Raw genomic sequence first — 19,060 nt, forward strand, 5'->3', positions numbered from 1 at the left:
TTTCGAATCGAAACCTCATGGGCTTCACTGCCGCGTAGGCAGCTCAGAAAAGAACAGCCGCACGCTCTTCCGGGAGCAGCATCTTCACTGCCGCGTAGGCAGCTCAGAAAGAGATCGGACACCTCAAGTTTTTCAGAGCACTCTTCACTGCCGCGTAGGCAGCTCAGAAACACGGCCGCTTAGCCGGCTGCGCAGGACGTCGCTTCACTGCCGCGTAGGCAGCTCAGAAATGGTCGAGCAGATCGTTGATCGTGCCGACAAGCTTCACTGCCGCGTAGGCAGCTCAGAAAATGGCCGTCATGAGCCAGGGCATCCGCGCATCCTTCACTGCCGCGTAGGCAGCTCAGAAATGAAGGCGGACGATTCCGACCGCTGCCTGGACCTTCACTGCCGCGTAGGCAGCTCAGAAATTCATAGCGGCCGCGAACAGATCGACCGCGACCTTCACTGCCGCGTAGGCAGCTCAGAAATGTAAGCGGTGAGCAGGACGTGGCCGCACTGGCTTCACTGCCGCGTAGGCAGCTCAGAAATTCGGCGCCATCTCGCGCAGCTTGTCGATCTTCTTCACTGCCGCGTAGGCAGCTCAGAAATCGCAGGCGTTGGCCGACACGGTCATGCAGCGCTTCACTGCCGCGTAGGCAGCCAATTAACCTTCAAGAAGCCCGCGACCCGCTATCGCTTGCGGGCCGCGTCATGGTTAGCGGAAGCGCCGACCGGGATCTTCGTCGGTAACTTCCAGGGCCAGGCCCTGGGCCATGCTGGTCAGGTGCTCGCCGTCGGTTTCCGAGCCCAGCTTGATCATCAGGCGCAGGTCGTTCGCCGAGTCGGCATACAGCAGGGCGTCTTCATAGGTGATTTCGCCCTGGCTGTAGAGGTTGTACAGCGCCTGGTCGAAGGTCTGCATGCCGTGCTCGGTCGAGCGCTTCATCAGGCCCTTGAGCTCGTGCACTTCCCCTTTACGGATCAGGTCGGCCGCAAGTGGCGTGTTGATCAGCACCTCGATCACCGCGCGGCGGCCTTTGCCGTCTGGCGTGGGGATCAGTTGCTGGGCGACGATGGCCTTGAGGTTAAGGGACAGGTCCATCCACACCTGGTTCTGCCGATCCGCCGGAAAGAAGTTGATGATCCGGTCCAGCGCCTGGTTGGCGTTGTTGGCGTGCAGGGTGGCCAGGCACAGGTGCCCGGTTTCGGCGAAGGCCACGGCGTGATCCATGGTTTCGCGGGTGCGCACCTCGCCAATCAGGATGACATCCGGCGCCTGGCGCAGGGTGTTCTTCAGCGCCACCTCGAAAGAGTCCGTATCGATGCCCACTTCACGCTGGGTGACGATGCAGCTCTGGTGCTGGTGGATGTACTCGATCGGGTCTTCGATGGAAATGATATGGCCGCTGCTGTTCTTGTTACGGAAGCCGATCATCGCCGCCAGCGAGGTGGACTTGCCGGTACCCGTGGCACCGACGAAGAGCACCAGGCCACGCTTGGTCATGGCCAGTTTCTTGAGGATTTCCGGCAGTTTCAGGTCATCGAGCGTCGGGATGTTGGTTTCGATGCGGCGCAGCACCATGCCGGCCAGGTTGCGCTGGTAGAACGCGCTGACCCGGAAACGGCCGATGCCGCGAGCGCTGATGGCGAAGTTGCACTCGTGGTTCTCGGCGAACTCGCGGCGCTGCTGCTCGTTCATCACACCGTGCACGGTTTCGCGAGTCATCTCCGGCGACAGCGGCGTCTTGGTCACCGGCATGATCTTGCCGTTGACCTTCATCGACGGTGGCACGCCAGCGGTGATGAACAGATCGGAGCCGCCTTTCTCGACCATCAGGCGCAACAGTTTTTCGAATTCCATGGGTGCCTACCTACAATGCGCTGGAGCAACGTTCGGCTACCGGGCGGTTGCGCCGGTTACCAGGAGCGAGGGCGACTGCGAGTCGCCCGGCATGACTCAGAAGTTTTCGGGGGTCTTGGCCTTTTCCCGGGCGCTATCGCGGCTGACCAGGCCTTTGGAGACCAGGGTCTTCAGGCAGGCGTCGAGGGTCTGCATGCCCAGCGCGCCGCCGGTCTGGATGGCCGAGTACATCTGCGCCACCTTGTCTTCGCGGATCAGGTTACGGATCGCCGGGGTGCCGATCATGATCTCGTGCGCGGCCACCCGGCCACCACCGATCTTCTTCAGCAGGGTCTGGGAAATCACTGCCTGCAGCGACTCGGAGAGCATGGAACGCACCATGGACTTCTCTTCGGCAGGAAACACGTCGACCACGCGGTCGATGGTCTTGGCCGCCGAGGTGGTGTGCAGGGTGCCGAACACCAGGTGACCGGTTTCCGCGGCGGTCAGCGCCAGGCGGATGGTCTCCAGGTCGCGCATCTCGCCGACCAGGATGATGTCCGGGTCTTCACGCAGTGCCGAGCGCAGCGCTTCGGAGAAGCCCAGCGTATCGCGGTGAACCTCGCGCTGGTTGATCAGGCACTTTTTCGATTCGTGGACGAATTCGATGGGGTCTTCGACGGTGAGGATGTGGTGATACTTGTTGCTGTTTATATAGTCGAGCATCGCCGCCAGGGTGGTCGACTTGCCCGAACCGGTCGGCCCGGTCACCAATACCAGACCGCGCGGCACGTCGGAGACCTTCTTGAAGATCTCGCCCATGCCGAGGTCTTCCATGCTCAGCACCTTGGACGGAATGGTCCGGAACACCGCACCGCTGCCACGGTTCTGGTTGAAGGCGTTGACCCGAAAACGCGCCACACCCGGCACTTCGAACGAGAAGTCGGTCTCGAGGAACTCCTCGAAGTCCTTGCGCTGCTTGTCGTTCATGATGTCGTAGATCAGTGCATGCACCTGCTTGTGATCCAGGGCAGGCAGGTTGATCCGGCGCACGTCGCCGTCGACCCGAATCATCGGCGGCAGGCCTGCCGAGAGGTGCAGATCCGACGCGCCTTGCTTGGCGCTGAAGGCAAGCAGCTCGGTGATATCCATGGGACTCCCTAATGACGGTAGAATGCCGCGTAATTCAGGATAGGGGGCCTTGCGGGATCACCATGCGGCTGCGTTAGCACGCCCTTCGGAGACCACCGTCAAGCCCGCAGAAACGCTCAGGCGGCAGGCGCAGGTAATGTCCACGATAGCAGAGAATATTGCAAAGGTCGGTGTGCGTATCCGTGAGGCGGCGCAAGCCTCGCAGCGAGATTTTGCCACTATAGGCCTGTTGGCGGTGAGCAAGACCAAGCCCGCCGCGGTCATTCGCGAGGCGCACGCGGCCGGCGTGACCGATTTCGGCGAGAACTACCTGCAGGAAGCCCTGGACAAGCAGCAGGAGCTGGCTGACCTGGCGCTGACCTGGCATTTCATCGGCCCGATCCAGTCGAACAAGACCCGCCCCATCGCCGAACACTTCGCCTGGGTGCACTCGGTGGATCGCCTGAAGATCGCCCAACGGCTCAGCGACCAGCGCCCGGCCGAACTGCCGCCATTGAACATCTGCCTGCAGGTCAACGTCAGCGGTGAGGACAGCAAGTCCGGCTGCCACCCTGACGAGCTCGCGGCGCTGGCACAGGCGGTTACACAACTGCCCAACCTGCGCCTGCGCGGATTGATGACAATTCCCGAGCCTACCGATGACGTCAGCGCGCAACGTGCCGCCTTTGCCCGCCTGCGCGGGCTGCGGGACGGCCTGAGCCTCGATCTCGACACGCTGTCCATGGGCATGAGCCACGACCTGGAAGCGGCCATCGCCGAAGGTGCGACCTGGGTGCGCATCGGTACGGCACTGTTCGGCGCACGTGACTACCGCACCTCCTGAATCCCCGATCTCGACTCTCTAGATAGGAAACTCACCATGACCACTCCCCGCATCGCCTTCATCGGTGCCGGCAACATGGCGGCCAGCCTGATCGGCGGCCTGCTCGCCCAGGGGTTGCCGGCCACAGCGATTCGCGCCAGCGACCGCGGCGCCGAGCAGCGCGAAAAAATCGTCCGGGAACATGGCATCGAGGTGCTGGCCAGCAATGCCGAGGCGTGCCGCGAGGCCGACGTGATCGTCCTGGCGGTCAAGCCGCAGGTGATGAAGGATGTGTGCCTCGACCTGGCGCCGCACCTGCAAGCCGGCCAGTTGATCGTGTCGATCGCAGCCGGCATCACCAGCGCCAGCCTGGAAAACTGGCTTGGCCCTCGCGCCGTGGTGCGCTGCATGCCCAACACGCCGTCGCTGCTGCGCCTGGGCGCCAGCGGCCTGTATGCCAACGCGAAGGTCAGCGCCGAACAGCGTGAGCAGGCCGAGCAGTTGCTCGGCGCCGTCGGCCTGGCCGTGTGGCTGGACGACGAGAAACTGATCGATGCGGTGACCGCCGTCTCCGGCAGCGGCCCGGCCTACTTCTTCCTGCTGATCGAGGCGATGACCGCCAGTGGCGAAAAGCTCGGCCTGCCCCGCGACGTCGCCGCCAAACTCACCCTGCAGACAGCACTCGGCGCTGCGCAGATGGCATTGAACAGTGATGTGGACGCCGCCGAACTGCGCCGCCGCGTGACATCGCCGGCCGGCACCACCGAAGCGGCCATCAAGACATTCCAGGCTGGCGGCTTCGACGCGCTGGTCGAGCAGGCCGTCAAAGCCGCCGACCATCGCTCGGCCGAGCTGGCCGAACAACTGGGTCAATAAGGAGACAATCAATGATCGGTCTGAACACCGCTGCCGTTTACATCCTGCAGACCATCGGCAGCTTCTACCTGCTGATCGTGCTGCTGCGCTTCATCCTGCAACTGGTGCGGGCGGACTTCTACAACCCGCTCAGCCAGTTCATCGTGCGCGCCACCCACCCGCTGCTCAAGCCACTGCGCCGCATCATTCCCAGCCTTGGCGGCCTGGATCTGGCGTCGCTGGTGCTCGCGCTGATCGTGCAGTACGTGCTGATGGCGCTGACCTTGATGCTGATGGGCGTCGGCGTTGGCGACCCGCTGCTGATTCTGGTCTGGTCGCTCATTGGCGTGACCGCCCTGCTGCTCAAGGTGTTCTTCTTCGCGCTGATCATCAGCGTGATCCTTTCCTGGGTCGCCCAGGGCACGCACAACCCGGCGGCGCTGCTGGTCAACCAGATCTGCGAACCGCTGTTGATGCCGATTCGCCGCATCCTGCCGAACCTGGGCGGCCTGGACCTGTCGCCGATCGTGGCGTTCCTGATCCTCAACCTGATCGACATGCTGGTGATCCGCAACCTGGCGGTCAGTACCGGCATGTTCAGCGGCCTGAGCCTGGCGATCTGAGCCTATTCACGATTTAGCGAGCCAGAGTCAAGGGTTGCCTGACAGACAGCCACAAGGCGAAAGAGGCCATTTGTAGGGTGGACGACGCTTCATCCGTCCACCAACCTTGCGATCGCGATGGTGGATGAAAAGAGCGTCATCCACCCTACGGCCGCTACCGCCTTGATACGTTCTGCATGCGACGCGCGGAAGATAGTGAACAGGTTCTAAGCCCATGGGTTTCCATCGCTGGGACGGCGAGGCGCTGATTCTCGATGTGCACCTGCAGCCCAGGGCGAGCGCCGATGCCTTCGCCGGGCTGCACGGTGAACGCCTGAAGATTCGCCTCACCGCGCCCCCGGTGGACGGCAAAGCCAACGCCCACCTGCTGGCCTTCCTGGCCGAGGCGTTCGGCGTTGCCAAGCGCCAGGTCAGCCTGGAAAGCGGCCAGCAGAGCCGCAGCAAGCGCGTGCGCATCCAGGCCCCAAGGCTGCTGCCAGCCGAGCTCGGCCTGACCGTTCGCGCCCCCTGAACAACCATCAGCGCCATTGCGGCGCGCGCGGCCATTGACGCCCGCGTCGCCCTTCGCATAATGCTCGGCAGTGCGCATCGCTACCCGATGCCCTGTCAGGGAAATCCCCATGAGCATGGAACGCCTCAGTGAACAGGTAGATGCCTACGTCGCGTGGAAGCGCGAGCTGGTCCGCGAAATCACCCGTTACCGCAGTTGGCTGGCCCACAACCGGCTGAGCAGCGAAGGTGTCGAGGCGCGGCTGGAGCGCTCACTGCGCCTACTGCGTACCGACCACATCACCCTGGCCTTCGTGGGCGAGTTCTCCCGCGGCAAGACCGAGCTGATCAACAGCCTGTTCTTCTCCGACTACGGCCAGCGCCTGCTGCCTTCCCAGGCCGGGCGCACCACCATGTGCCCGACCGAGATCCTCTACGACCCAGGCGCCGAACGCCCCTACATTCGCCTGCTGCCGATCGAGACACGCATCGCCGAGGCCAGCGTGGCGCAGTTCAAGCGCACGCCACGCCACTGGGTGAACATCGCGCTGGACACCAGCGACCCGGACAACATGGCCAAGGCCTTCGCACAGGTCGCAGCCAGCAAACGCATGCCCGTCGAAAAGGCCATCAGCCTGGGCTTTCACCCGGACAACCTGGAAAGCACCGACAAGGCCGGCCAGGTGCTGGTGCCTGCCTGGCGCCACGCCATCGTCAACTTCGATCACCCATTGCTGCGCCAGGGCCTGCGCATCCTCGATACGCCGGGCCTCAACGCCCTGGGCTGCGAGCCGGAACTGACCCTGTCGATGCTGCCCAACGCCCAGGCGATCATCTTTCTGCTGTCGGCCGATACCGGCGTCACCGCCAGCGACCTGGACATCTGGCAACAGCACGTGCAGCCCTTGGACGAAGACACGCAGAGCTGCCTGTTCGCCGTCATGAACAAGATCGACGTGCTGTGGGACGACCTGGCCGGCGACGCCTTCGTGGCCAACGCCATCGACCGGGTGCGCATGCAGGCGGCGCGCCACCTGGGTATCGACAGCCAGGACATCCTGCCGCTCTCCGCCAAGCAGGCCTTGCTCGCCAAGGTGCGCAAGGATCCGGCCCTGCTCGCCCGCAGCCAGATGGCCAACCTCGAGTCGCTGCTCTGCGAGCGCATCGTGGCGCAGAAGGAGCGCCTGCTCGAAGAGCGCGTGGTGCGCCAGGTGCTGGCCATGCTCAACAACAGCCAGCACGTGCTCGGCCTGCGCCTGGCCAAGGTCAACGAACAGCTCGGCCTGCTCGACGAGCGCCGCCAGGACAACGGGCAGATGCTGCTGGAGCTGACCGCCCGCACCAAGGACGACCACACCGTCCACCACAAGCGCCTGGTGGCCCTGAAAACCAACCAGCGCCTGCTGCGCAACCAGGGCGAGCGCCTCAAGGCCGCGGCGCGGCCGGAAAAGCTCGACGCTCACCTCCATCTGCTGCGCCGTCAGCTCACCGGCAGCTGGACGACCCTGGGCATCAACCAGTCCATCCTGCAATTCTTCGGCGCCGTGGAAGACGACCTGCACAGCCTGTCCCACGATGCCGAGATGGCCAACCGCATGGTCGATGCCATTTATCGTCGCCATAACCAGGAGAACCCGTTGCAGGCAGTCGATGCGCCAAGCTTCGAGCTGGCGCGCTACGTGCGCGAACTGCGCCACCTGCAACGCAAGGCCGACCGTTTCCGCCTGGGCCTGAAAACCCTGCTGACCGAGCAGCGCAGCCTTAGCCGGCGCTTTTTCGCCACCTTGGTGCAAGAGGTCATTGGCCTGCACCGTCGCCTGCGCAGCGACGCCGAGCAGTGGGCCGACGAGGCGCTGACGCCGCTGATGCAGCACACCCTGGAGCACAAGCAATTGCTCGAGGGCCACATGCTGCGCCTCAAGGCACTGGCCCAGGATACCCAGAACAGCCGTCAGCGGCGCCAGCAACTGGCGCAGTACGGTGAAGAGCTGAAACAGCAACTGGCCCAGGCCGGCGAGATGCTGCGCGTGATGCGCCGCCCGGCGCCGATCCAGCGCCAGGGCAAGGTAGTGACGCTACCGGGCATGGCGCGCCCCCAAGGCCTCGCCGAGTGAGCAAGGCAGGGCGGCGACCGGCTGCGATGCACAACGCGCGCTTGCCTTGCCGCTGACCGGCGCGCTCTTTAGACTGCTGCTCTTTCTTTCGCACCTTTCATTATCCGAGCAGGGTCGATGCCGACTGTTTTTCCTGAAGACTCCGTTGGCCTGGTCACGCCGCAGATCGCCCGTTTCGCCGAGCCCCTGGCGCTGGCCTGCGGACGTAGCCTGGCCGACTACCAACTGACCTACGAAACCTATGGCGAGCTGAACGCCAGCGCCAGCAACGCGGTGCTGATCTGCCACGCGCTGTCCGGCCACCACCACGCCGCCGGCTACCACAGCCCCGATGATCGCAAGCCGGGCTGGTGGGACAGCTGCATCGGCCCCGGCAAGCCGCTGGATACCAACCGCTTCTTCGTCGTCAGCCTCAACAACCTCGGCGGCTGCAACGGCTCGACCGGCCCGTCCGACCTCAACCCGGCGACCGGCAAGCCTTTTGGCGCCGACTTCCCGGTGATGACCGTGGAAGACTGGGTCAACAGCCAGGCGCGCCTGGCCGATCGGCTCGGCATCACACAGTGGGCGGCAGTGGTTGGCGGCAGCCTGGGCGGCATGCAAGCCCTGCAGTGGACGATCAGCTACCCGGAGCGCGTGCGGCACTGCCTGGCCATCGCCTCGGCTCCCAAGCTGTCGGCGCAGAACATCGCCTTCAACGAGGTCGCCCGCCAGGCAATCCTCACTGATCCGGAATTCCACGGCGGCCACTTCCAGGAGCAGGGCGTGATCCCCAAACGTGGCCTGATGCTGGCGCGCATGGTCGGCCACATCACCTACCTGTCCGATGACGCCATGGGCGAGAAATTCGGCCGTGGCCTGAAGAACGAGAAGCTCAACTACGATTTCCACAGCGTGGAGTTTCAGGTCGAGAGCTACCTGCGCTACCAGGGTGAAGAATTCTCCGGGCGCTTCGACGCCAACACCTACCTGTTGATGACCAAGGCGCTGGATTACTTCGACCCGGCCGCCGAGCACGGCGGCGATCTGGCCAAGACCCTGGCCCAGGCCAAGGCGGACTTCTGCGTGATGTCATTCACCACCGACTGGCGCTTTTCGCCGGCCCGCTCGCGAGAAATCGTCGACGCCCTGCTCGCCGCCCGCAAGAACGTCTGCTACCTGGAAATCGATGCACCGCAGGGCCATGACGCCTTCCTGATGCCGATTCCCCGCTACCTGCAGGGCTTTGCCAGTTACATGAAACGGATCGAGGTGTAAGCATGCGCGCCGACCTAGAGATCATCCAGGAATGGATCCCTGCCGGTAGCCGCGTCCTCGACCTGGGCTGCGGCGACGGCGAGCTGCTCGCCTGGCTGGGGGCCAACAAGCAGGTCAGCGGCTACGGCCTGGAAATCGACCCGGACAAGATCGCCCAGTGCATCGTCAAGGGCGTCAACGTCATCGAGCAGAACCTCGACGAAGGCCTGGGCAACTTCGCCAGCGACAGCTTCGACGTGGTGGTCATGACCCAATCCCTGCAGGCGCTGCACTTTCCCGACAAGGTGCTGGCGGAGATGCTGCGTGTCGGCAAGACGTGCATCATCACCTTCCCGAACTTCGGTCACTGGCGCTGCCGCTGGTACCTGGCGAGCAAGGGCCGCATGCCGGTGTCGGACTTCCTGCCCTACACCTGGTACAACACGCCGAACATCCATTTCTGCACCTTCGAGGACTTCGAGCGCCTCTGCCACCAACAGAGCGCCCGGGTGCTCGATCGCCTGGCAGTCGACCGCGAGCATCGCCACGGCTGGGCCAGCCGCGCCTGGCCGAACCTGCTGGGCGAGATCGGCATCTACCGCATCAGCGGCCACAATGCGCGCGACCTGCGCATCGCCACCTGAGCGTGTCGAACATGCGCCTGATCGTGCTGCTGGTCGCGCTGTGCCTGGGCCTGCCGGCCGGCGCCGCAGAGCGGATGCAACGCCTCGGCGACCTGCAGGTGCATTACAGCGCCTTCAACGCCAGCTACCTGCAACCACAGATCGCCCAGGCCAGCGGCCTGGTACGCAGCGCCAAGCTGGGCGTACTGACCATCAGCGTGCTGCGCGCAGGCAAGTCAACCTCTGCCACGCTCAGCGGCGAGGTGAAGAACGTGCTGGGCCAGGGCCAGTCGCTGACCTTCCTGGAACGGCGCGAGGGCGACTTCGTTTCGTACCTGGCGCAGTTCCCCATCGATTCGCGTGAGGTGCTGCTGTTCAACCTGCAGGTGAACGGCCAGCGCCTGGACTTCAACCAGGAACTCTTTCCGGAGCCATGATGCCTTTCCCAGAACTCGTACTCGCCAGCCACAACGCCGGCAAACTCAAGGAACTGCAAGCCATGCTCGGCGACCGTGTGCGCCTTCGCTCGGTCGGTGAGTTCAGCCAGGTGGAGCCGGAGGAAACCGGCTTGTCGTTCGTCGAGAACGCCATCCTCAAGGCGCGCAATGCGGCGCGGCTGTCCGGCCTGCCGGCGCTGGCTGACGACTCGGGCCTGGCGGTCGACTGCCTCGGCGGCGCGCCGGGCATCTATTCGGCCCGCTACGCCGATGGCCTGGGTGATGCCGCCAACAACGCCAAGCTGCTGGCAGCCCTCAAGGACGTACCCGACGCCGAGCGCGGCGCCCAGTTCGTCTGCTGCCTGGCCCTGGTACGGCATGCCGACGACCCGCTGCCGATCCTCTGCGAAGGCCTCTGGCACGGCCGCATCCTGCACGAAGCACGCGGCGAGCACGGCTTTGGCTATGACCCGCTGTTCTGGGTCGAGGAACGCCAGTGCTCCAGCGCCGAGCTGCCCTCTGCCGAGAAGAACCAGCTCAGCCACCGCGCCATCGCCATGGCGCTGCTCAAGCAGCGCCTGGGGCTCTGACGCCTGCCGCTCGCCAGGCTGGGTTTTAACGCAACATGGCCGAGCGCAGCAGTTTTCACACAGCCTGACCCACAGGCGTTTCGTCCACGAAAATTGGCGCTTCGCCCAACTCGTGCCACGATAGCGCCCCGCACCCACCCGCCGTGACCCAACGCCTGTGTTCCAGCTGCCCCCTCTGGCCCTGTACGTCCATATTCCCTGGTGCGTGCGCAAGTGCCCCTACTGTGATTTCAACTCCCACGCCGCCGGCCCGACCCTGCCGGAAGAGGCGTATGTCGACGCGCTCCTTGCTGACCTCGATGGCGACCTGCAGCACGCGTACGGCCGGCCGCTGACCTCGATATTCTTCGGTGGCGGCACACCCAGCCTGTTTTCCGCCAAGGCCCTCGGCCGGTTGCTGGAAGGCGTGGAGCGGCGCATCCCGTTCGCCAGTGATATCGAGATCACCCTGGAAGCCAACCCGGGCACCTTCGAGCAGGAAAAATTCGCGGCTTACCGGCGCCTGGGTATCAATCGGCTGTCGATCGGCGTGCAGAGCTTCCAGGCCGAAAAACTCAAGGCCCTGGGACGTATCCATGATGGCGACGAAGCCATTCGCGCCGCCGACATGGCTCGCGCAGCCGGCTTCGACAACTTCAACCTGGATCTCATGCACGGCCTCCCGGATCAGTCTCTGGACGACGCCCTCGGCGACCTGCGCATCGCCATCGCCCAGGCGCCGACGCACCTGTCCTGGTACCAACTGACGGTGGAGCCGAACACGGTGTTCTGGAACCAGCCGCCCGTGCTGCCGGAAGACGATACCCTGTGGGACATTCAGGAAGCCGGCCAGGCCCTGCTCGCCGAACACGGCTACGCCCAGTACGAAGTCTCGGCCTACGCGCAAGCCGGTCGCGCTGCACGGCACAACCTCAACTACTGGACCTTCGGCGACTTTCTCGGCATCGGCGCTGGCGCCCACGGCAAGCTGAGCACGCCGGACGGCCGCATCAGCCGCACCTGGAAAACCCGCCTGCCGAAGGATTATCTGGACCCAGCCAAGCGCTACAGCGCCGGTGAGCGCCTGCTCAGCACCGAGGAACTGCCGTTCGAATTCCTGATGAACGTGCTGCGCCTGAGCGATGGCTGCAGCGCGGCGCTGTTCAGCCAGCGCACCGGCACGCCCCTCGAGCAGTTGGCCGACGCGCGTGCACAGGCGCAGCGCCGCGGCCTGCTGCTGGACGACCCAGCGCGCCTGGTCGCCACTCGTGAGGGGCAACTGTTTCTCAACGACCTGCTGCAGTACTTTCTACCCTGAATCGCCGGTGCCATCGAACCAAAGGCGTAGCGCGTGATCCCAGGCAGCAGGATTCAATCGTCATGCCCAAGGAGCAACCATGGATTATGTGCTGGACCTGATCGCCACCGTGTCACGCTGGAGTCGCGGGCACCTCAGCGAGATTTCCCTGGGGCTCATGGCCACCCTGCTGGTGCTCTTCGGCCCGGCCATCAACGCCTGGATACAGGGTCGCATCGGCAGCCTGAACTTCGTGCTGCGCACCTTGATATTCGTGGCGGTCTGCGTGGTCGGCTACGGGCTGGCGCTGGTCTACCTGACGCCGCTGCTGACCCAGGTGCTCGGCCACTTCAACAACTACACGCTGGCGCCCGTGCTGCTGGTGGTGATGTTCCTGATCGGCGTGCTGGCTGACCGCAGCTAGGCGGCAACGGCCTCATGGCGTCATGATGAACCAGTCGATCACCCCGACGGATTCGTTTGCGTGGATGCCCAGCACCTCCCCGGCCGCGTTCTGCTCGACCGACATGTCGGCAGCGACCGCCGCGTTATGCCGGCCATCCAGGGCAGGAGCGTCGGCAAGCGGGCTGAACAGCAGGTTGCCGCGAAACTCGCGCACCCGCGTTCGCGCCGGGTACTGCATCGGGCCCAGCGTGAGCGGCTCGACCAGCTCGCCCTGCCAGCCCTGAAGCTCGCCCGCGGCGCCGGCGACCCACAGATTCCCGACACGCACATTCAGCCCCTGGACGCGCACCGGTGTGTGGCCGGGCTCCAGCTGCCAGCGGTCATCCTCGATGGCGTGCACGCTTAGCTCATCCGGCCAGACTATCCCGGCCACCTCGCTGCCTGGCGCCAGGGTGCAGCTGTCGAGGCGCCAGTGCGCGAACACGAAGGGCGCGCCAAACGGAAAATCGAACACCACATCGTTCTCGGGCGAGCACACCCAGCCGTTCAGGTTCGCAGGCTCGAGCAAGCGCAACGCGGCAAAACCTCGACTGGCATCGAGCTCCAGGCTGCGCACCTGCAGGCCGTGAACCGTGCCCGGCACGCGATCGAACTCGGCCCGCTTCAGGCTCTGCAAGCCATGGCTCAAGGTATTGCCGCTCAAATCGCGCAGCGGCTCCAGGCGCTCCAGCCATACCTGCGTCCCGGCTGGCAGCGTCAGGTCACCCAGCACTTCGTCGCGTTCCAGGCGCGGGCTGAGCGCGCGCTGTTCACGCCAATCGTCCAGCTGCCAACTCAGCAGTTGCAGCGTTGGCAGGCTGCCGGCGGCGAGGGCCAGGGCCAGCAGGCAGAAGCGCCAGCGCCGCGCGCCGATGTAGCGCCTGGCACGCGGGATCAGGCAGGCCGCTATCAGCACAAGCAAGGCGAACACGCAGGCAAGCGAAATCAGCACCAGCAATGAACCAAGCAGCATGGCCATCGGGTTGACGGGAATCATCGGGCGTCCTCGTGCGGCATGGTGCAGGCCAGTGACGGCTGCCAGTCTGTCCAGTCGTGAAAAAGCCAGCGATGCGCTGGCTTTTCCGTCAATCAGTGGCCGATCATTTGATCAGGCGCAGGCAGAACGGGTAGCGGTAGGGTCGCCCTTCGCCCGCCTTGATGCCGCCGATGATGGTCAATACCACCATGCCGATGCACAGCAGGCCCATCAGCAAAAAACCGATCAGCACCAGCATCAACACCAGGCAGACGATGGCAGCGATCGCCACCGTAAGCTGGAAGTTCAGCGCTTCCTTGCCCTGCTCGTCGATGAAGGCATCCTGATCCTTCTTGAGCTGCCAGACGATCAGCGGACCGATCAGGTTGCCAAACGGAAAGATGAAACCGAGGGCCGCGGCGAAATGACAGATCATCGCCCACTGGCGCGCTTCCTTGCCGGGCTCGGGCGCTTGGGTCAACGGGTTGCTCTCATGCATCACGACTCTCCTCGGTCAGCGACCGGTCATTCGGCCAGGGCGGCCTTCTGCAAGGCGAACAGCTCGGTCATGCCCTGCTGCGCCAGGGCCAGCATGGCATTCAGTTCGGCCGGCTGGAAGGGCGCGCCTTCGGCGGTGCCCTGCACTTCGATGAAACCACCGGTGCTGGTCATCACCACGTTGAGGTCGGTCTCGGCAGCCGAGTCTTCCAGGTAATCCAGATCGAGCACCGGCTCGCCCTGGTAGATGCCCACGGAAACCGCCGCGATCATCTGCTTGAGCGGGTCGCCGCCTTTAAGACCACCGCGCTTCTTCATCACCTTGAGGGCGTCTACCAGCGCCACCATGGCACCAGTGATCGACGCGGTACGGGTACCGCCGTCGGCCTGGATCACGTCGCAGTCGACGTACAGGGTGTTCTCGCCCAGCTTGCTCATGTCCAGCGCGGCACGCAGGGAGCGGCCGATCAGGCGCTGGATCTCCAGCGTGCGGCCGCCCTGCTTGCCCTTGCTCGCTTCGCGCTGGTTACGATCACCGGTGGCGCGCGGCAGCATGCCGTACTCGGCGGTCACCCAGCCCTGTCCCTGGCCCTTGAGGAAGCGCGGTACGCCCTGCTCGACGCTAACGGTGCAAATCACCTTGGTATCGCCGAATTCCACCAACACCGAACCCTCGGCGTGCTTGGTGTAGTTGCGAGTGATGCGAATCGAGCGCAACTGATCGGCCGCGCGGCCACTGGGACGTTTCATCAAGGAATACCTGCTCGTGCTCTAGAGAATCGGAAAATCTGCCGCGCATTATAGGGGCTGTTGCCATCTGGCCGCGACCGCGCCTGTCCGAGCGGCAGCATGGCGGTTGGGAGCCATCGCCGCACTGCGCTACAATCGCCGCCTTTGGCCCATGCCAGGCCGGCAGAATCCACGAGGTAAGCAGCATGATCCACAGCATGACGGCCTTCGCCCGCACCGAGCAGGCCGGTGCCAATGGCACCCTGAGCTGGGAGCTGCGCTCGGTCAACCACCGCTACCTCGAACCCCACCTGCGCCTCCCAGAAGCCTTTCGTGACCTCGAAGGCGCGGTACGCGAGGCCCTGCGCCAGGGCCTGTCGCGTGGCAAGGTGGAATGCACCCTGCGCTACACCGAAGACAGCGCCGGCAAGCCCCTGCAGGTCGACCGTGACAGGGCCACGCAACTGATCGCCGCCGCCGAGAGCGTCGCCGCGCTGATCAAGCAGCCGGCGCCACTCAACGCGCTGGAAGTGCTGGCCTGGCCGGGCGTGCTGGTGGCCGACAGCAATGACCCGCAAGCCCTCAACAGCGCCGCGCTGGCGCTGTTCGCCAGCGCCCTCGACGAGCTGAAGAAAGGCCGCAGCCGTGAAGGCGCCGAGCTGGCCAAGCTGCTCAACGAGCGTCTCGACAGCATGCTTGGCGAAGTGGCCGCACTGCGCGAACTGGTGCCGCAGATGCTCGAGGTGCAGCGCCAGAAGATTCTCGAACGTTGCCGTGAAATGCAGGCCGACCTCGACCCCCAGCGCCTCGAACAGGAACTGGTGATGCTCGCGCAAAAGAGCGACGTGGCCGAAGAGCTGGACCGCCTCAACACCCATGTCAGCGAGGTGCGCCGCGTGCTAAAGGCCGGCGGCGCGGCCGGTCGCCGCCTGGATTTCCTCATGCAGGAACTCAACCGTGAAGCCAACACCCTGGGCTCCAAGGCCTTTGACCCCCGCAGCACCCAGGCCGCGGTCAACCTCAAGGTGTTGATCGAACAGATGCGCGAACAGGTACAGAACATCGAATGAACGGCGCCCGGCCTCCGCTGCGCGCCTCCCCGACCCCATCGTTTCAGGACCGATCATGAGCACCACTACGGGCACGCTCTACATTATTTCCGCGCCTTCGGGCGCCGGCAAAAGCAGCCTGGTCAAGGCACTGATAGACAGCGAACCCCACGTTCGCGTGTCGGTGTCGCACACCACCCGCGCCATGCGACCGGGCGAGAGTGACGGCGTGCACTATCATTTCGTGGACCACGCCCAGTTCACCGCCATGCTCGAACAGAACGAGTTTCTCGAGCATGCCCAGGTATTCGGCAACTACTACGGTACCTCCCAGCGCGCGCTGGAGAAGACCCTGGGCGAAGGCATCGACCTGATCCTGGAGATCGACTGGCAGGGTGCCCAGCAGGTACGCCGGCTGATGCCGCAGTCGAAATCCATCTTCATTCTGCCGCCGACGCTCGAAGCCCTGCGCCACCGCCTGACCAGCCGCGGCCAGGACAGTGGCGAGGTGATCGAGCAGCGCATGCGCGAAGCGGTCAGCGAGATGAGCCACTACGTCGAGTACGACTACGTGGTGATCAACGACGACTTCTCCCATGCCCTGAGCGACCTGAAAGCGATCTTCCGCGCCAATCAGCTGCTGCAAACCGCCCAGCAGCAGCGCCATCTCGGCCTGTTGAGCGAGCTGCTGGCGTAACGCGCGATCGGTCGGGAGCGGGGCGCAGAGACGGCGAACCGCCTCCCCGCCGGTGGTTTGCGAGCCGATCATCGCGTCCCGCGTAGCGAACTTCAGCCTTCCAGCGAGTTTCGCTTCCCTTAATGCTGGCGTTTTTCTAGACTATCCAGTCCGCTCGCCCATTCGGGCCCAGCTTATTTTTGCATTCGCTACGAGGAACACCATGGCTCGCGTTACCGTTGAAGATTGCCTGGACAACGTCGATAACCGCTTCGAGCTGGTCATGCTTGCCACCAAGCGCGCTCGCCAGATCGCCACCGGCGGCAAGGAACCCAAAGTGGCCTGGGAAAACGACAAGCCAACCGTGGTCGCCCTGCGTGAAATCGCCAGCGGCCTGGTCAATGCCGAAATCGTCGCCCAGGAAGACATCATCGAAGAAGAGCCGCTGTTCGCTGCCTTCGACGAAGAGGCGAACGAGCCTCTGTAAGCCTATGCCTGGTCGAAAACGTTCATCGCAGGTACACAAGGCCTGGCACGGGAGCCTCCCATGCCGAGCATAGACGCCCTCGCCGATCGACTTTCGACCTACCTGGGTGACGACCAGGTCAACCTGGTCCGACGCGCCTACTTCTACGCCGAACAGGCGCATGACGGGCAACGCCGCCGCAGTGGCGAAGCCTACGTCACCCATCCGCTGGCCGTGGCCAGCATTCTCGCCGACATGCACATGGACCATCAGAGCCTGATGGCTGCGATGCTGCATGACGTCATCGAGGACACCGGCATCGCCAAGGAAGCCCTGCACGCGCAGTTCGGCGAATCGGTGGCGGAGCTGGTGGACGGGGTCAGCAAGCTGACCCAGATGAATTTCGAGACCAAGGCCGAGGCCCAGGCCGAGAACTTCCAGAAGATGGCCATGGCCATGGCACGCGACATCCGCGTGATCCTGGTCAAGCTGGCGGACCGCCTGCACAACATGCGCACCCTGGAAGTGCTGTCCGGCGAGAAGCGCCGGCGCATCGCCAAGGAAACCCTGGAAATCTACGCCCCCATCGCCAACCGGCTGGGCATGCACAGCATGCGCGTGGAATTCGAAGACCTCGGCTTCAAGGCCATGCACCCGATGCGCTCCGAGCGCATTCGCGCCGCGGTGCGTCGCGCCCGTGGCAACCGCAAGGAAATCGTCACGCGCATCGAGGAGTCGCTGCTGCACTGCCTCGAGCGCGAAGGCATGAGCGGCGAGGTGATGGGCCGCGAGAAGCACCTGTACAGCATCTACCAGAAGATGCGCGGCAAGCGCCGGGCCTTCAACGAGATCATGGACGTCTACGCCTTCCGCATCGTGGTCGACAAGGTCGACACCTGCTACCGCGTGCTGGGCGCCGTGCACAATCTGTACAAACCGCTGCCTGGCCGCTTCAAGGACTACATCGCGATCCCCAAGGCCAACGGCTATCAGTCGCTGCACACCACGCTGTTCGGTATGCACGGCGTGCCCATCGAAATCCAGATCCGCACCCGCGAGATGGAAGAGATGGCCAACAACGGCATCGCCGCACACTGGCTGTATAAATCCAACGAAGATGAAACGCCAAAGGGCAACCATGCCCGTGCGCGGCAGTGGGTCAAGGGCGTGCTGGAAATGCAGCAGCGCGCCGGCAACTCCCTGGAGTTCATCGAGAGCGTGAAGATCGACCTGTTCCCGGACGAGGTCTACGTGTTCACGCCCAAGGGCCGCATCATGGAGTTGCCCAAGGGCTCTACAGCGGTGGACTTCGCCTACGCGGTGCACACCGATGTCGGCAATACCTGCATTGCCTGCCGCATCAACCGCCGCCTGGCGCCCCTGTCGCAGGCCCTGGAAAGCGGCTCGACCGTGGAAATCGTCAGCGCGCCGGGCGCTCGCCCCAACCCGGCCTGGCTGAATTTCGTGGTCAGCGGCAAGGCGCGTACACACATTCGCCACGCGCTCAAGCAACAACGCCGCTCGGAATCGATCAACCTGGGCGAGCGCCTGCTCAACAAGGTCCTCGCCAGCTTCGACAGCCATCTGGAGAAGCTGCAGCCCGAACGCCAAAGAGCCGTGCTCACCGAATACCGCCTGGACACCTTCGAAGACCTGCTCGAAGACATCGGCCTCGGCAACCGCATGGCCTACGTGGTCGCCCGCCGACTGCTGGCTGGCGAAGGCGAGGAACTGCCCAACGCCGAAGGCCCGCTGGCGATTCGCGGCACCGAGGGCCTGGTGCTCAGCTACGCCAAGTGCTGTACGCCAATCCCGGGCGACCCGATCGTCGGCCACCTGTCAGCGGGCAAGGGCATGGTGGTGCACATGGACACCTGCCGCAATATCAGTGAAGTGCGCCACAATCCGGAAAAATGCATCCAGCTGTCCTGGGCCAAGGACGTGACGGGCGAGTTCAACGTCGAACTGCGCGTCGAACTGGAGCACCAGCGCGGCCTCATCGCCCTGCTGGCCGGCAGCGTCAACGCCGCCGACGGCAACATCGAAAAGATCAGCATGGACGAGCGCGACGGTCGCGTCAGCGTGGTACAACTGGTGGTCAGCGTGCATGACCGCGTCCACCTGGCCCGGGTGATCAAGAAGCTGCGCACCCTGCCCGGCGTCATGCGCATAACCCGCGTCAAGGCCTGATCGGATCGCTCGG

At 64.4% G+C, this 19,060-nt stretch carries 20 protein-coding genes and 1 CRISPR repeat array (1 of these 21 only partly in view); of the genes, 15 read left to right on the plus strand and 5 right to left on the minus strand.

The window, feature by feature from the left end; genetic code table 11:
- Positions 1-650: direct repeats of the CRISPR family, unit length 28 nt; unit sequence CTTCACTGCCGCGTAGGCAGCTCAGAAA (it extends 398 nt beyond the left edge of the window).
- A 47-nt stretch (positions 651-697) separates the two neighbouring features.
- Together ACZ0AV_RS12600 and ACZ0AV_RS12605 are read right to left on the minus strand one after the other, a co-directional pair.
- Positions 698-1,843, minus strand: a complete 1,146-nt coding sequence (locus tag ACZ0AV_RS12600) for a PilT/PilU family type 4a pilus ATPase (protein WP_499151337.1) — start codon at positions 1,841-1,843, stop codon at positions 698-700.
- A 96-nt stretch (positions 1,844-1,939) separates the two neighbouring features.
- Positions 1,940-2,974, minus strand: coding sequence for a type IV pilus twitching motility protein PilT (locus ACZ0AV_RS12605; RefSeq protein ID WP_499151338.1), 1,035 nt, complete (start codon positions 2,972-2,974; stop codon positions 1,940-1,942).
- 136 nt (positions 2,975-3,110) lie between these two features.
- Between ACZ0AV_RS12605 and ACZ0AV_RS12610 the strand changes: the two genes are divergently transcribed.
- The 11 genes from ACZ0AV_RS12610 to ACZ0AV_RS12660 all read left to right on the plus strand — a co-directional run bounded on the left by ACZ0AV_RS12610 (position 3,111) and on the right by ACZ0AV_RS12660 (position 12,443).
- Positions 3,111-3,797, plus strand: a complete 687-nt coding sequence (locus tag ACZ0AV_RS12610; protein WP_499151339.1) for a YggS family pyridoxal phosphate-dependent enzyme — start codon at positions 3,111-3,113, stop codon at positions 3,795-3,797.
- Between the two features lie 36 nt (positions 3,798-3,833).
- Positions 3,834-4,652, plus strand: coding sequence for a pyrroline-5-carboxylate reductase (gene proC, locus ACZ0AV_RS12615; RefSeq protein ID WP_499151340.1), 819 nt, complete (start codon positions 3,834-3,836; stop codon positions 4,650-4,652).
- Between the two features lie 11 nt (positions 4,653-4,663).
- Positions 4,664-5,254, plus strand: a complete 591-nt coding sequence (locus ACZ0AV_RS12620) for a YggT family protein (protein ID WP_499151341.1) — start codon at positions 4,664-4,666, stop codon at positions 5,252-5,254.
- Between the two features lie 214 nt (positions 5,255-5,468).
- Positions 5,469-5,765 (plus strand): DUF167 family protein, encoded by a 297-nt coding sequence (locus ACZ0AV_RS12625; RefSeq protein ID WP_499151342.1) that lies wholly within the window; start codon positions 5,469-5,471, stop codon positions 5,763-5,765.
- 109 nt (positions 5,766-5,874) lie between these two features.
- Positions 5,875-7,857: a dynamin family protein gene (locus tag ACZ0AV_RS12630; protein ID WP_499151343.1), complete on the plus strand. Its 1,983-nt coding sequence runs from the start codon at positions 5,875-5,877 to the stop codon at positions 7,855-7,857.
- A 117-nt stretch (positions 7,858-7,974) separates the two neighbouring features.
- On the plus strand, positions 7,975-9,114 hold the full coding sequence (metX, locus tag ACZ0AV_RS12635; protein ID WP_499151344.1) for a homoserine O-succinyltransferase MetX: 1,140 nt from the start codon (positions 7,975-7,977) through the stop codon (positions 9,112-9,114).
- Positions 9,115-9,116: 2 nt separating this feature from the next.
- Positions 9,117-9,737, plus strand: coding sequence for a methionine biosynthesis protein MetW (metW, locus tag ACZ0AV_RS12640; RefSeq protein WP_499151345.1), 621 nt, complete (start codon positions 9,117-9,119; stop codon positions 9,735-9,737).
- A gap of 11 nt (positions 9,738-9,748) precedes the next feature.
- Positions 9,749-10,153, plus strand: coding sequence for a DUF4426 domain-containing protein (locus ACZ0AV_RS12645; protein ID WP_499151346.1), 405 nt, complete (start codon positions 9,749-9,751; stop codon positions 10,151-10,153).
- The gene (gene rdgB / locus ACZ0AV_RS12650; protein WP_499151347.1) at positions 10,150-10,743 is read left to right on the plus strand and encodes an RdgB/HAM1 family non-canonical purine NTP pyrophosphatase; all 594 of its coding nucleotides are present in this window, start codon (positions 10,150-10,152) and stop codon (positions 10,741-10,743) included. The genes ACZ0AV_RS12645 and rdgB overlap by 4 nt, the downstream gene beginning before the upstream one ends.
- A gap of 157 nt (positions 10,744-10,900) precedes the next feature.
- On the plus strand, positions 10,901-12,040 hold the full coding sequence (hemW, locus tag ACZ0AV_RS12655) for a radical SAM family heme chaperone HemW (RefSeq protein WP_499151348.1): 1,140 nt from the start codon (positions 10,901-10,903) through the stop codon (positions 12,038-12,040).
- Positions 12,041-12,119: 79 nt separating this feature from the next.
- Positions 12,120-12,443 (plus strand): DUF3392 domain-containing protein, encoded by a 324-nt coding sequence (locus tag ACZ0AV_RS12660; protein WP_499151349.1) that lies wholly within the window; start codon positions 12,120-12,122, stop codon positions 12,441-12,443.
- A gap of 12 nt (positions 12,444-12,455) precedes the next feature.
- On the opposite strand, the gene ACZ0AV_RS12665 is transcribed toward ACZ0AV_RS12660, so the two are convergent.
- From ACZ0AV_RS12665 to rph, 3 genes are all read right to left on the minus strand, one after another.
- Positions 12,456-13,460, minus strand: coding sequence for a hypothetical protein (locus ACZ0AV_RS12665; protein ID WP_499151350.1), 1,005 nt, complete (start codon positions 13,458-13,460; stop codon positions 12,456-12,458).
- Positions 13,461-13,563: 103 nt separating this feature from the next.
- Complete coding sequence (locus tag ACZ0AV_RS12670) at positions 13,564-13,938, minus strand: DUF4870 domain-containing protein (protein WP_499151351.1); 375 nt, start codon at positions 13,936-13,938, stop codon at positions 13,564-13,566.
- 26 nt (positions 13,939-13,964) lie between these two features.
- A complete protein-coding gene (gene rph / locus ACZ0AV_RS12675; RefSeq protein WP_499151352.1) occupies positions 13,965-14,687 on the minus strand; it encodes a ribonuclease PH in 723 nt (240 codons plus the stop codon).
- A 185-nt stretch (positions 14,688-14,872) separates the two neighbouring features.
- Between rph and ACZ0AV_RS12680 the strand changes: the two genes are divergently transcribed.
- From ACZ0AV_RS12680 to spoT, 4 genes are all read left to right on the plus strand, one after another.
- Positions 14,873-15,736: a YicC/YloC family endoribonuclease gene (locus tag ACZ0AV_RS12680; RefSeq protein WP_499151353.1), complete on the plus strand. Its 864-nt coding sequence runs from the start codon at positions 14,873-14,875 to the stop codon at positions 15,734-15,736.
- 55 nt (positions 15,737-15,791) lie between these two features.
- Positions 15,792-16,412 carry a guanylate kinase gene (gene gmk / locus ACZ0AV_RS12685; RefSeq protein ID WP_499151354.1) on the plus strand — a complete coding sequence of 207 codons (621 nt, stop codon included), beginning with the start codon at positions 15,792-15,794 and terminating at the stop codon, positions 16,410-16,412.
- Positions 16,413-16,614: 202 nt separating this feature from the next.
- Positions 16,615-16,878 carry a DNA-directed RNA polymerase subunit omega gene (rpoZ, locus tag ACZ0AV_RS12690; RefSeq protein WP_499151355.1) on the plus strand — a complete coding sequence of 88 codons (264 nt, stop codon included), beginning with the start codon at positions 16,615-16,617 and terminating at the stop codon, positions 16,876-16,878.
- A gap of 60 nt (positions 16,879-16,938) precedes the next feature.
- Positions 16,939-19,047, plus strand: coding sequence for a bifunctional GTP diphosphokinase/guanosine-3',5'-bis pyrophosphate 3'-pyrophosphohydrolase (gene spoT / locus ACZ0AV_RS12695; RefSeq protein WP_499151356.1), 2,109 nt, complete (start codon positions 16,939-16,941; stop codon positions 19,045-19,047).
- Positions 19,048-19,060 lie beyond the last annotated feature (13 nt).

The organism is Pseudomonas sp. AC532 (genome assembly GCF_979258965.1).

What these genes read in the sequence shown, in the direction of transcription:
- ACZ0AV_RS12605 (WP_499151338.1), bottom strand. Translation starts at nt 2,974, where the DNA reads ATGGATATCACCGAGCTGCTTGCCTTCAGCGCCAAGCAAGGCGCGTCG.
- rdgB (WP_499151347.1), top strand. Translation starts at nt 10,150, where the DNA reads ATGATGCCTTTCCCAGAACTCGTACTCGCCAGCCACAACGCCGGCAAA.
- ACZ0AV_RS12625 (WP_499151342.1), top strand. Translation starts at nt 5,469, where the DNA reads ATGGGTTTCCATCGCTGGGACGGCGAGGCGCTGATTCTCGATGTGCAC.
- ACZ0AV_RS12670 (WP_499151351.1), bottom strand. Translation starts at nt 13,938, where the DNA reads ATGCATGAGAGCAACCCGTTGACCCAAGCGCCCGAGCCCGGCAAGGAA.
- ACZ0AV_RS12645 (WP_499151346.1), top strand. Translation starts at nt 9,749, where the DNA reads ATGCGCCTGATCGTGCTGCTGGTCGCGCTGTGCCTGGGCCTGCCGGCC.
- spoT (WP_499151356.1), top strand. Translation starts at nt 16,939, where the DNA reads ATGCCGAGCATAGACGCCCTCGCCGATCGACTTTCGACCTACCTGGGT.
- ACZ0AV_RS12610 (WP_499151339.1), top strand. Translation starts at nt 3,111, where the DNA reads ATGTCCACGATAGCAGAGAATATTGCAAAGGTCGGTGTGCGTATCCGT.
- rph (WP_499151352.1), bottom strand. Translation starts at nt 14,687, where the DNA reads ATGAAACGTCCCAGTGGCCGCGCGGCCGATCAGTTGCGCTCGATTCGC.
- ACZ0AV_RS12600 (WP_499151337.1), bottom strand. Translation starts at nt 1,843, where the DNA reads ATGGAATTCGAAAAACTGTTGCGCCTGATGGTCGAGAAAGGCGGCTCC.
- proC (WP_499151340.1), top strand. Translation starts at nt 3,834, where the DNA reads ATGACCACTCCCCGCATCGCCTTCATCGGTGCCGGCAACATGGCGGCC.
- rpoZ (WP_499151355.1), top strand. Translation starts at nt 16,615, where the DNA reads ATGGCTCGCGTTACCGTTGAAGATTGCCTGGACAACGTCGATAACCGC.
- ACZ0AV_RS12630 (WP_499151343.1), top strand. Translation starts at nt 5,875, where the DNA reads ATGAGCATGGAACGCCTCAGTGAACAGGTAGATGCCTACGTCGCGTGG.
- metX (WP_499151344.1), top strand. Translation starts at nt 7,975, where the DNA reads ATGCCGACTGTTTTTCCTGAAGACTCCGTTGGCCTGGTCACGCCGCAG.
- ACZ0AV_RS12665 (WP_499151350.1), bottom strand. Translation starts at nt 13,460, where the DNA reads ATGATTCCCGTCAACCCGATGGCCATGCTGCTTGGTTCATTGCTGGTG.
- ACZ0AV_RS12660 (WP_499151349.1), top strand. Translation starts at nt 12,120, where the DNA reads ATGGATTATGTGCTGGACCTGATCGCCACCGTGTCACGCTGGAGTCGC.
- metW (WP_499151345.1), top strand. Translation starts at nt 9,117, where the DNA reads ATGCGCGCCGACCTAGAGATCATCCAGGAATGGATCCCTGCCGGTAGC.
- ACZ0AV_RS12680 (WP_499151353.1), top strand. Translation starts at nt 14,873, where the DNA reads ATGATCCACAGCATGACGGCCTTCGCCCGCACCGAGCAGGCCGGTGCC.
- gmk (WP_499151354.1), top strand. Translation starts at nt 15,792, where the DNA reads ATGAGCACCACTACGGGCACGCTCTACATTATTTCCGCGCCTTCGGGC.
- ACZ0AV_RS12620 (WP_499151341.1), top strand. Translation starts at nt 4,664, where the DNA reads ATGATCGGTCTGAACACCGCTGCCGTTTACATCCTGCAGACCATCGGC.